At 36.7% G+C, this 11,725-nt stretch carries 7 protein-coding genes; 3 read left to right on the forward strand and 4 right to left on the reverse strand.

Features of this window, described 5'->3' with window-relative positions:
• Positions 1 to 12: 12 nt before the first annotated feature.
• Genes B5488_RS02635 through B5488_RS02650 form a run of 4 tightly spaced genes read right to left on the reverse strand, consistent with a single transcriptional unit; the run spans position 13 to position 4,066 of the window.
• The gene (locus tag B5488_RS02635; protein WP_079733862.1) at positions 13 to 240 is read right to left on the reverse strand and encodes a hypothetical protein; all 228 of its coding nucleotides are present in this window, start codon (positions 238 to 240) and stop codon (positions 13 to 15) included.
• Between the two features lie 45 nt (positions 241 to 285).
• Positions 286 to 1,068: a TIGR03915 family putative DNA repair protein gene (locus tag B5488_RS02640; protein ID WP_079733863.1), complete on the reverse strand. Its 783-nt coding sequence runs from the start codon at positions 1,066 to 1,068 to the stop codon at positions 286 to 288.
• A complete protein-coding gene (locus B5488_RS02645) occupies positions 1,069 to 2,328 on the reverse strand; it encodes a putative DNA modification/repair radical SAM protein (protein ID WP_079733864.1) in 1,260 nt (419 codons plus the stop codon).
• 55 nt (positions 2,329 to 2,383) lie between these two features.
• Positions 2,384 to 4,066: a sulfatase family protein gene (locus tag B5488_RS02650; RefSeq protein ID WP_079733865.1), complete on the reverse strand. Its 1,683-nt coding sequence runs from the start codon at positions 4,064 to 4,066 to the stop codon at positions 2,384 to 2,386.
• A gap of 93 nt (positions 4,067 to 4,159) precedes the next feature.
• On the opposite strand from B5488_RS02650, the gene B5488_RS02655 reads away from it, so the two are divergent.
• The 3 genes from B5488_RS02655 to B5488_RS02665 all read left to right on the forward strand — a co-directional run bounded on the left by B5488_RS02655 (position 4,160) and on the right by B5488_RS02665 (position 11,722).
• Positions 4,160 to 6,910 (forward strand): helix-turn-helix and ligand-binding sensor domain-containing protein, encoded by a 2,751-nt coding sequence (locus B5488_RS02655; protein ID WP_079733866.1) that lies wholly within the window; start codon positions 4,160 to 4,162, stop codon positions 6,908 to 6,910.
• 224 nt (positions 6,911 to 7,134) lie between these two features.
• Positions 7,135 to 10,137: a SusC/RagA family TonB-linked outer membrane protein gene (locus B5488_RS02660; protein WP_079733867.1), complete on the forward strand. Its 3,003-nt coding sequence runs from the start codon at positions 7,135 to 7,137 to the stop codon at positions 10,135 to 10,137.
• Positions 10,138 to 10,147: 10 nt separating this feature from the next.
• Positions 10,148 to 11,722, forward strand: coding sequence for a RagB/SusD family nutrient uptake outer membrane protein (locus B5488_RS02665; RefSeq protein ID WP_079736505.1), 1,575 nt, complete (start codon positions 10,148 to 10,150; stop codon positions 11,720 to 11,722).
• Positions 11,723 to 11,725: the final 3 nt, after the last annotated feature.

The raw sequence follows: 11,725 nt of genomic DNA on the forward strand, positions 1-11,725 counted from the left end.
TGAAAGAAACGATTACATATCGTCGTTTTCGTTTTCCATTTCTTGCTCAGCTTCTTCAGCTTCAGCTTCTATTTCGTTACCAGCTTCTTCCATCTCATTTCCTGCCTCGTCAGCAGCGTTTTCGATATCTTCACCAGCAGACTCCATAGCGTCTTCTGTTTTTTCTTCGGTAGTTTCTCTACAAGAGTAGATAGAAAGTGACATTGTTGCAACAGCAAAAAGTAAAAATAATTTTTTCATTTTAGAATATGTTAATTAGTTGAAAGAACAAATTTAAACTATTTTTTAATTATGCAAGGGATTCTTTTCAATCAAATATTTCCAGTAACGTTTGGGTACATGTTGTTGATGAAGCCTTGTGTTTATACGGGATTTAATGGTGGTGGCCTTAAAATAATTTTTCCATAATTTCTGAAAATCCTGTTCGTGGGAATCAAAAAAATAATCATTTTCTTCTGAAGAACCCGAATTTTTAGCAAAATCAATATTGATAATATTGGTGGTAGTTAGATTATAATAGAGACCGAATTTGCGCTTCAAATCATATATTATCCATTCCTGATCGCTATAGCGGGTGGAAAAATGTTTCTTTATAAGAGGAAGCACATTAAAATCGGGTTCAATCGTCGCAAAATAGATAGTGTCTTTTGTAAGTTGAAACCTCACAAAAGCTTCCATACGGTGTTTTTCCCGACTTACCTTTTTAGCGGTTTGAGCAATTTTTAGAACGTGCGGATTTGCAAAATCACCATCTATACTTTTTTTATGCTGAAAAGTATGCTGAAAGTATTTTAATATTTCTAATTCAATTCCCGGTTCTTCACTTAAATAAGCATAGTAAACTGCGTTTTGACCACGAGCACTGGCTAAATTTTTAAAGCCTTTCCAAACGCGATTGGCTTTCATTCTATCGGTAATAATCTGAATATTTTCACTAAATAAATCTATATTAATCGCATCTGGCGGATTAATTGAAATTACACTTAGTTTTTCTTCAAAGCTTATAAAAATGCAGGTGAGTAAACCATTAAAAGTGCCGTCGTAATTTAGTGAAGTTGCAGGGTGCATTTAAAACAAGCTTAACTGACTGCTATATTCTTTTCTGAATTTTCCTACGGAATTTCGAAGAATAAGCGATTTAATTTTTGCAGAATCTAAATCTCGTGTTTCCCAACCCCGGGAATTGCAAATTATAAAATACCTTGCGCGGTTTAGGGCCACTCCAATTGCTTTTAAATGATCGTAATTTAATTTTTGGTACTTACGGGCATTTAAGATTTTACTTACCGATTTTAAACCAACCCCGGGAATTCTTAGTAAAGTCTCTTTTTCAGCACGATTAATATCTACCGGAAAATGCTGCGGATTTCTCAACGCCCAACTTAATTTTGGGTCTACTTCCACATCTAAATTTGGAAATTGCTGGTTTAATAATTCATTTACATTAAAACCGTAAAAGCGCATTAACCAATCGGTTTGGTAAAGTCGGTTTTCCCTAAGCATGGGCACTTGCGAACTAAGCGAAGGTAAACGCGGATCATTCCGAATAGGCACATATCCCGAATAATACACCCGTTTCATATTATAATTCTTATAATAATGATTTGCCGAAAGCATAATTTCCCGGTCACTTTCTCCTGTTGCTCCCACAATCATTTGCGTGCTTTGGCCTGCGGGTGCATATTTTGGAGTGCTTTTAATTAATTTTTTCTCTGAGTTATATTGAATAATTTCATTTTTCACCTTTTCCATAGGTTTTATAAAATCAGCGTGATCTTTTTCTGGAGCCAATTTCTTTAATCCTGAAACTGTAGGAATTTCAATATTTACACTTAATCTATCAGCGTATAGTCCGGCTTCGTACATCAACTCATCGTTGGCGCCGGGAATTGATTTTAAATGAATATAGCCGTTAAAATTTTCTTCCAGGCGTAATTTTTTTGCTACCTGGATTAATCGTTCCATCGTAAAATCGGCATCTTTAAAAATCCCAGAACTTAGAAATAAGCCTTCAATATAGTTGCGCCGGTAAAAATTAATGGTGAGATCTACAACTTCCTGCACCTTAAAAGCAGCACGTTTTATGTCGTTGCTTCTCCTGGTTACACAATAAGCGCAATCAAAAATACAATGGTTGGTTAGCAGGATTTTAAGCAGGGAAACACAGCGCCCATCTTCGGTATAGGAATGGCAAATTCCCATCCCGTCAGAGTTTCCAAGACCTTTATTTTTGTTGGAGCGTTTGCTGCCACTGCTGGAACAGGAAACATCATATTTTGCCGCATCGGCCAGAATTTCCAGCTTTTCCTTAATTCTATCAAACATCATATTATTTGAAGTTTGATTCAAAAATAGGAAAAAATCCGATAATATGGATTAAATACTAATTTTTAAAATCTGGATAGGTGTCGGGATCTTCACCGGCTAGTTTTGCAAAGTTGCGATAGGCTCTTTCTACCTGTTTTTCCGGGGTGGTTTTAAATTCGGTTTCGGTAACCTTGTATTCTTGTTGCAAGGAATCTAAACTCTTATGCATTTCTTCTCTTATTGAAGCATAATCAGGATGATTATAGATGTTGGTCATTTCTTTCGGATCTTCTTTGAGATCGTATAGTTCCCATTCATCAATATCATCATAAAAGTGTATTAATTTAAAACGATTGGTCCTGATGCCGTAATGTCGTTTTACCATATGGAAGGCCGGAAAATCGTAATAATGATAATAAATGGCATTCCTAAAATCTGCATCTGAAACCGAATTATTCAATAAAGTTCGTAAAGATTTTCCCTGCATATCTTCTGGAATTGCAGCATTGGCAAAATCGAGAAAAGTTGGAGCAAAATCCAGGTTTTGTGTTAGTGCATTTATTTCGCTTCCTGCTTCAATCTCGCCGGGAAATTGCATTAACATGGGCATAGCCAAAGATTCTTCGTACATAAAGCGTTTGTCAAAAAAACCTTTTTCACCGAGATAAAATCCTTGATCTGTGGTATAAACAAGTAAAGTATTTTCAGCTAAACCAGATTCTTCCAGATAATCCAAAATTTCCCCAACCCCTTCATCTACCGAAGCCACGGTGGCAAGATAATCTCTTAGGTAACGTTGGCCTTTCCATTTAGCCAGTTCTTTTCCGCTTAAATTAGCTTCGTGAAAAGCATCATTTTTAGGTCGGTAGGAGTCGTTCCAGGTATCGCGCTGTTCTTTCGTCATTCTTTCAAAATCTGTTTTCCAGGGATTATGCCTTAAAGAATCGCTGCCTTTCGCTACACTCATCTTTAAATCGTGTCCTTCGTACATATCTTCATAAATGGTTTGCAATTGTTGCTGTGCTGCTACCTGCCCTTCGTGATCTGAAAAATAACTTTCAGGTAATGGGAATTCAATAGAATCATATTTATTTATATGTCTTAATGCCGGCATCCAGTTTCTATGTGGTGCTTTATGCTGAACCATAAGCATAAAGGGTTTCTCTTTAGATCGGTTATTTCTTAACCAGTCTAAGCCCATTTCGGTAATAATATCGGTGGCGTAGCCTTCAATCCTGGTAGTATCTTTTCCTTTTATGAAATCTGGATTATAATAATTCCCCTGATCTACAAGTATATTCCAGTGATCAAAACCTTCAGGTAAACCGTGGAGATGCCATTTTCCTACCAGTGCAGTTTGGTAACCAACTTCTTTAAGAAACTTTGGGAGGGTAGGTTGGGAACCATCAAATACTTCTCCGTTCATTCTAAAGCCGTTTTCGTGGCTATGCTTTCCGGTTAGGATTACCGCCCTGCTGGGACCACAAATAGAATTTGTGCAAAAATTATTATTGAATTTCACCCCATTTTGTGCAATGCGATCAATATTTGGAGTAGGGGCCAATTTACTCACCGGATGACCATATGCACTAATCGCCTGGGCAGCGTGATCGTCGGTCATTATGAAGACAATATTTGGACGCTGTGTTTCCTGATCTCTATTTTCTTCTTTTTCGGGAGTATTATTTTTACAGGAAATAAAAGAAACAGATATTATAAATAGGCTGAAAAATAAAAGGAAAATTTTCTTAGAAATCATAAAGGAAGATTTTGATGAGTAAGGACTAATGTACAAAAAGTATGTAATTTTGTCTTAAATTAGACCTATACACAAACTGCTCAATTCCGTTTTATGAAGTATTTTAAACTGAAAATATTAGTTGTACTATTAATTGGTTTTCAGTCTTATAGTCTGTTTTCACAGCAGCTTACCCCGCCTATACATAACTATTCTTCTACAGATTATAAAGCCGCCAGCCAGAACTGGGATATTGATGTAGATGAAGAAGGGGTGATTTACGCTGCAAATAATCAGGGCTTACTAAGTTTTGATGGACAGACCTGGGAATTATCTCCTTTGCCAAACGGCAGTATTATTCGTTCAGTTTTTGTTTATGGGGACAAAATCTTCACAGGATCTTATAAGGAATTTGGATATTGGAAGAAGGATAATACTGGAGAATTGTATTATACCTCTCTTATTCCAAAACTGGGAAAATATGCAATGCAAAGCGAAGAGTTTTGGGAAATTCTCGAATTCAACGGAGATATTTATTTTAGATCTTTTGGTGCCATTTACAAGTACGATAATAAAGCCATCAAACCCGTTCAAAATATTGTAAGTAATAAAATGTTGATTTATAAAAACAAACTTTTGTTGGCCGTGCGAAAGAAAGGTATCTATTTTTTGGATGATAATAATGAATTACAAAAACTTCCAAATCAGGATATTTTAAATGATGAAGTTATTGTAGATATGGCCATACAGGGAGAAAACCTCATTATTGGTACCCGGGAGAAGCTTTTTAAGTATAACTGGGAAGGCTGTACACTGCTTAAGGATCCTCAGTTATTAGAGGAATTAGAACGTTCTGAACTTAACCATGTAATGACTTCAGGTGACTATAGAATACTTCTGGGTACAGTTAAGAATGGAATTATAAACTACGATGAAACCAGCAAAACTTATTCTATTTTTAATCGAAATAGCGGACTTCAGAATAATACTATCCTGGGTTTTGTTGAGAAACACGGTAATATCTGGTTAGGACTGGATAACGGAATAGACCGTATTGAAATTGATTCACCTGTAGAGTTTTACACCGATGATACCGGCGAATTAGGAGCTGTTTATGATCTGGTTTTTTATAATGATAAAATGTTCCTGGCCAGTAATACCGGGGTTTATACTTTTAATAATAATCAGCTAGAAATTATTGAAGGGGCCGAAGGGCATACCTGGAACCTTGAAATCTTAAACGATACCTTATACGTAAATCACAACACAGGAACTTACTACCTGCTTGAGGATAAGTTAGAACCAGTGGAAACCTCTACCGGAAGTTTTAAAATTAGTGATTTACCCTACAGCAGGAATGAATATCTAATTAGCAGCTATACCGGAATTCGCAATTTTAGTAGAAAGGAAGATAGTATTTATAGCCTTGACAGTTTAAATTTTCCAGTTAAAAACATCGTTTTTGAAAATGAAAGCACCCTTTGGGCAGCTCACCCGTATGAAGGGCTCTACAGGGTAGGTTTAAAAAATAATTTTAAGGATACTCAGTTTATTGATAAAATCAATATTCCAGATGGCGGAAACAGTATTAATACAAATGTTTTTATAATTAACAATCAGGTAGCTGTTTTTAATGGAGACCAATGGTTTAAATACAACTCGTTCAAAGACTCATTATTTGTTTTTGAAGAGTTGCAGGCTTTTAGAAAGCATAAAATGTTACTCAAAGATTTAGATTCCTATTGGTTTAGCCATACCGAAAACAATTCCCTTAAGTTTACCAATTTTGACGATAATAATATCGTAGTTGCGCCCGGTAATTTGAATAACCGACTGGTAAAGAATTACGAAAAGATTTTAAAAAATGGCGATTCGCTCTACTATATTGCTTTAAACGATGGTTTTGCGAGGTTAGACCTGGCAAAATTTATAAAGAATTTGAACAATGTTCACATTAGTACGCCCACGGTAAAAGGTTTTTTAGATATTGATGGGCGTCATTCTCTTGAAAATTATCCAGAGGTTCCTTATAAAAGTTCAAGAGATTTAAATATTTACACTTCTTTTCCGGTTTCTGAAGCTATGGGTTTACGGTATCGCTTAAGAGGTGAAGATACTTTAAGCGGTGAGGTTAAGAATGGAATTATAAATCTTCAGAATCTTAACCATGGAGATTATCAGCTACAACTCCTGGCTGTAGGGCCACAAGCTAAAATTGCAAAAAAGAACAGTTTTAATTTTAGTATTAATCCTCCCTGGTACTTGTCTAACATAATGAAACTGGTTTATATGCTTATCATTTTGTCGCTGGTGGTCTTAGTTTATTGGTATAATCAACTAAAACTAAGGAAACACCAACGTGTGTTGGAGGAGAAGTTTGAAAAGGAACACCAGGAACGACTTAATAATCTTGAAAAGGAACGATTAAAAAACCAAATTACTTTAAAAAGAAAAGAGTTGGCTAATACCACCATGGTAGCTGCAAAGAAGAATGAAATGCTAATGGAAATTCAAAATGAATTGAATAAGGATAAAAGTAGTTTCCCCAATCAATTTAAAATGAAACATATTTTAAATAAAATAAACCGGGCTATTAAAAACAAGGATGAATGGCAGGTTTTTGAAACCAACTTTAATGAATTGCACCAGGATTTCTTTAAAGATATCCTAGATAGTTACCCTCACCTTACCAGCAAAGATTTAAAGCTGTGCTCTTATCTAAAAATGAATCTTACCTCAAAAGAAATTGCTCCATTAATGGGTATTTCGGTACGTGGGGTAGAAGTACATCGTTATCGCCTTCGGAAGAAAATGGATTTGGATAAAAAGGAGAATCTAACAAATTTTCTTATAAAAAATTTCTAAGTTCTTAATTTAAACCTCCAAAATTAACATACAAGGAATACATCATTACTACATCATTGATTTAATGCAATGTTAAAATTTTACTTCAAAAACCTTTTAAAATACTGTAAACCAACATTATAAAACCTTAATTTTTTTGATGTAGCAGTAGTGTACTACATCGTTTGCGTTAAAACTAAGCTTGGTTGTATCTTTCTGTTAAAATTCAGTAAAAATTCAACCGTATGAAATTAAAATTATTTGCCATTTGTATGGTCTTATTATCCAGTTTTGGGTTCGCTCAGGAAACCAAATCTATTTCAGGGATAATAACAGACCAAAACGATATGCCTTTACCGGGAGCCGAAGTAAAGGTTATTGACAAAGAGATTTTTGATGTAACCGACTTTGATGGAAATTTCAGTCTTGATAATGTTGAAGTTGGTGATGCCGTGAGAGTAACTTTCCTCGGGTTTCTTCCGCAGGAATTTACGGTGGGTGCGAATATTGCATATACCATTTCACTGGAAGAAGATGCCGATCAGCTTGAAGAAGTTGTTGTGATTGGTTACGGTACCCAGGAGAAAAGAGATTTAACGGGTTCCATTAGTACTGTGTCTGCTGAAGAAATTGAAAAAACACCTACCGCTAATGTAATGCAATCTTTACAGGGAAAAGTTTCCGGAGTGCAAATTGTTAACTCCGGTTCTCCTGGTGATTCTCCTACCGTGCGAATTAGAGGACTGGGCACCTTTGGAGACGGGACCAATGTGCTATATGTAGTAGATGACGTTTTATATGATAATATTGACTTTCTAAATACAAAAGACATAAAATCTATAAACATTCTAAAAGATGCTTCTTCTTCGGCTATTTATGGAGTTAGGGCAGCGAATGGAGTTGTGATTATTGAAACAAAATCTGGTAGAAAAAACCAGAAACCTCAATTTGAGTACGATGGTTACACCGGTTTTCAACGAGCACAGAATGTTGTGAAACTTGCCAATACAGAGCAATTTGCTACTATGGCAAGAGAATCTGGGTCTGCACCGGATGCTCAATTTATTGAGAATGCAATTCAACGTTATGGCCGTAGCCGTATTAATCCTAATGTTCCTGCAGTAAATACCGATTGGTACAAGGAAATTCTTAGAGAAGGTTTGATCCAAAATCATAGTATTTCTGCTTCAGGTGGAGGCGAAAGCGTGGTTTACGCTGTTGGAGCCAACTATACTGGTCAGGAAGGTATTCTTGATATGAAAAATGACTACGAGCGTTTTAATATTCGTTCTAAAGTAGATATAGATCTAACCGATCGTTTAAAAATTGGTATGAACTCTATTTTTAGTAACGCTACTAAACATGCTCCAGAGAATGGAGCCTGGTTTAGGGCTTATTTCGCAGTGCCAACAATGCCGGTTATAGACGAGACAAATACAGAAGCCGGTCCTACGCGCTATTCTAATGCTCAACTTTTAGGATATAGAAGTACGCAAAACCCATTTCAGGATCTTGCGTATAATGAGAACAGGTTAAAGATAAGAAAGCAACTTACCTCTGCATTTTTACAATATGAACTAATAGAAGATAAATTAGACATTAAAACTACTTACAGTCATGATTACTCTAGTTTAGAAGTACGCGAAGTGAATCTTCCTTATACACTTGGGAATAATTTTGAAAGACGTTCTAGTATTAAAAGAGAAAACAACAATTTTTCTAACCAATACTGGGATAACGTGCTGACTTATGAAGATACTTTTGGTGATCACGATCTAACCTTAATGGCTGGTACCTCATTTAGAGATGAAGCCAGCAACGAATTTGAAGCTACCGGGTTTGATATATCGGGAATCGGCCTCGAAACTAGTTGGTACCTGGATTTTGCCGATCCTGATTCTTTTGCTAATAATGTAGAGGAAGTAGGTAGAAGATTTTACGGGCTTTCATACTTTGGTAGGGTAGCCTATACATTTAAAGATAAATACATTTTTTATGGTACGTTTAGAGCTGACGGATCTTCAAAATTCACCTTAGATCCCTGGGGTTACTTCCCTTCCGTTGGTCTGGGTTGGGTGGTGTCTGAAGAAGAGTTTCTCGTAGATAACGACCTTATAGATTTCTTTAAATTAAGAGCCGGTTGGGGTAAATTGGGTAATGATAATGTAGAGGCAAGTGCCGGATCTAACACTATTGAAGTCGTAACTGCACCAATAGCCGATCAGCCCCGTACAGGTTTAACTTCTACCAGTGTGTTTTCTAACAATACCTGGGAGGTAATTGAAGAGTATAACTTCGGGTTAAATCTTGAAGCATTTGATAGAAGGCTTTCTATAGATGCCGACTATTATATACGTGATACCCACGATGCAATTCTTCCTGTTTTTATTCCTATTGTAAATAGAAGTATAGATAGGAACTCGGGAGTAATAAGAAACGAAGGGCTAGAGCTTGTGGCAAACTGGAGTCAACAGGTTTCCGAAGATTTTAGTTTTAGAATAGGTGCAAACTTCACGACTCTTAAAAATGAAGCTCTTGAAATAGAAGATGAAAGAGGATATATCGATTCCGGTACACCTGAATTTAGGCAAAGAACTACTGTTGGTGGTCCATTACTTGGCTTTTATGGATATGAAAGAGTTGGTGTTTACCAGAATCAGCAGGAAATTGATGCCGATCCTGTAGCTGTAGAAAACGACCTTGTTCCTGGTGATTTAATTTATAGGGATCAAAATGGCGATGGAGTAATAGATGATTCCGACAGGGTGATCCTTGGATCTTTCTTACCTAAATATACTTTTGGTGGTAATATTGGGGTTAGTTATAAAGCCTTTGATTTTTCAATGGACTTTTATGGCCAGACCGGTAATAAGATTTTAAATAGAAAACGAGGGGAAATTATTTATACCCAGGATACAAATATTGATGCCGATCTTGCAATTAACAGGTGGCACGGGGAAGGAACGAGTAATACCTATCCTTCATCAGCAGGATTACGTAAAGCCTGGAACCAGCGTTTAAGTGATTTCTGGGTAGAAGATGGAGATTTCTTCCGCATTCAGAATATTCAGGTAGCTTATAATATTGAAGCAAAAGGTTTACCGGAAACAAGAATCTATTTCACTGCTGAAAAACCATTTTCATTCTTTAGCTACAATGGTTTTAATCCAGAAGTATCAGACGGGGTAGATAGACAAACATACCCGGTTCCTGCAATTTACACGATGGGTGTTAATTTAAAATTCTAAAAAAATGATTATGAAAAGATATAGTTTCACAAAAATTTTCCTCCTGTGTCTCATTATAGGCTTTGGAGTTAGTTCCTGTACCGAAAAACTTGATGAACGCCAGGGACAATTAGATACCGGTGATCTTGATGTTACCGATGCCAGCAATATGGTACAGCCCCTAATTGGTGCTTATTACGAATTTGCAACCCGTGGCTGGGAAGAACCGCTCTTATTAGGTGTAAGAGGTGATGACGTAAATGCAGGTGGTTTGGGAGACCAGCAACCCTTTGCAGATACCGATAGGTATGAGTACAATAAAGATTACTGGATGTACAATTCGCTGTGGAATGTTCATTACAACGATATTGTTAATATGAATAGCGCTATCCTGCAAATTGAAAGCTTTAAGGAGTTTGCTGATGCTGATGATATCGCAAGAGCCGATCAATATATTGCTGAAATAAAAGTATTGAGAGCCTATCTTCATTTTAACCTGGCCAGAACCTGGGAAGATGTTTTTATTATTACGTCCAATCAGCCGGAAGAAGAACTGGAACAAGGTGTATCTTCAAAAGCAGATGTAATGCAGTTTATTTCTGATGAAATGGATATGGCCATAGAAAATCTTCCAGACGCACGTCCAAATGAGCGTACCGATATCCAGGGAGGAGTTACTCAATACACAGCTTATGCCCTTAAAGCATTAGCACATCAGGAATTAGAGAATTACCAGGAAGTAGCTGATGCTGCCGGAGCTATTATAAGCTCAGGAAAATTTTCTCTACATCCAGATTTCTATCAGCTCTTTAAGAAACCTGGCGAATTAAGTAATGAGAGTTTACTTGAAATACAATATTCAGATTATGGAACTGAAGCGGGAGGTGAACTGTATCAGCTTTTAGCTCCTTTTGGTCCACAAAACTGGTCTCCTGCTCGTGCTAATGCCGAGAGTGGATGGGGATTCTACGAACCAAGTGATAAATGGATAGAATTCATGATAGATAGGGATGAGGAAACCAGGCTGCAAACAAGTGTCTTGTTTACCGATAGAGGAATAGCAGAACTTGAAGCCGATGGTGTTGAAGTACCGGGATTCGTCTCCAATATAACTCCTTCAGGAGATGTTATTAACGACTATGCCCGTGCTAAATTTGCCAGTGGAAAACATTACCTGCCTTCTACTCAACTTACCGATGGAAGAAATCAATATAGTGCAGGAAAAAATATGATTGTAATTCGTTATGCCGAAGTTTTGCTAATGTATGCTGAAGCTATAACATTAGGAGCAAACGGTTCCAGTATTTCTGCCGATGAGGCTGTGAACATAGTGCGCGATCGTGCTGGTATGTCGCCTTTAAGCGGTGTTACGCACCAAGATGTTCTGGATGAGAAATTTGCTGAATTAGCGATGGAATGGGGAATTAGATATTATGATATGATTCGCCATGATAAATATGGAGAGTTAAGCTACGACGGAAGAAATTTTTCTGCCGATAAGGAATATTTACCATATCCGCAGGAACAATTAGACGCCTTACCTATTGAGGCCACAGCAGTAGACAGAAATACTGTGATGAACGATATTTTGTCTGAATTAAACTAAAAA

This window comes from Salegentibacter salegens, from assembly GCF_900142975.1.
Classification (GTDB): Bacteria; Bacteroidota; Bacteroidia; order Flavobacteriales; family Flavobacteriaceae; genus Salegentibacter; species Salegentibacter salegens.

Bases quoted from the DNA above. Each gene is read 5' to 3' on its own strand.
- B5488_RS02660 (WP_079733867.1), top strand. From the start codon at position 7,135: ATGAAATTAAAATTATTTGCCATTTGTATGGTCTTATTATCCAGTTTT.
- B5488_RS02640 (WP_079733863.1), bottom strand. From the start codon at position 1,068: ATGCACCCTGCAACTTCACTAAATTACGACGGCACTTTTAATGGTTTA.
- B5488_RS02665 (WP_079736505.1), top strand. From the start codon at position 10,148: ATGAAAAGATATAGTTTCACAAAAATTTTCCTCCTGTGTCTCATTATA.
- B5488_RS02645 (WP_079733864.1), bottom strand. From the start codon at position 2,328: ATGATGTTTGATAGAATTAAGGAAAAGCTGGAAATTCTGGCCGATGCG.
- B5488_RS02635 (WP_079733862.1), bottom strand. From the start codon at position 240: ATGAAAAAATTATTTTTACTTTTTGCTGTTGCAACAATGTCACTTTCT.
- B5488_RS02655 (WP_079733866.1), top strand. From the start codon at position 4,160: ATGAAGTATTTTAAACTGAAAATATTAGTTGTACTATTAATTGGTTTT.
- B5488_RS02650 (WP_079733865.1), bottom strand. From the start codon at position 4,066: ATGATTTCTAAGAAAATTTTCCTTTTATTTTTCAGCCTATTTATAATA.